Here is a 254-nt window from a genome sequence, read left to right as displayed (position 1 = left end):
CAGGGCTATCCCGGCATGGAACTGTCGCTGTTCAGCCGCGACACGATCGCGCTGTCGACCGCGATCGCGCTCAGCCACGGAACGTTCGAGGGTGCGGCGCTGCTCGGCATCTGCGACAAGATCGTGCCCGGTCTGCTGATCGGAGCATTGCGGTTCGGCCATCTGCCGATGGTGCTGATCCCCGGCGGGCCGATGCCGTCGGGATTGCCGAACAAGGCGAAGGCGGCAGTCCGTGAACGTTACGCCGAGGGACA

Annotated in this window: 1 protein-coding gene; it reads left to right on the top strand. The window is 66.1% G+C overall.

All coding sequences use genetic code 11. The annotated features are described in order from the left end of the window. A partial coding sequence (locus CVH10_RS22465) for a dihydroxy-acid dehydratase (RefSeq protein WP_181244695.1) occupies window positions 1-254 on the top strand: 254 nt, incomplete at both ends.

Source organism: Halomonas sp. ND22Bw (assembly GCF_003011945.1).
GTDB classification, from domain to species: Bacteria; Pseudomonadota; Gammaproteobacteria; order Pseudomonadales; family Halomonadaceae; genus Halomonas; species Halomonas halophila.
This window is presented reverse-complemented; position numbering and strand designations above follow the sequence as displayed.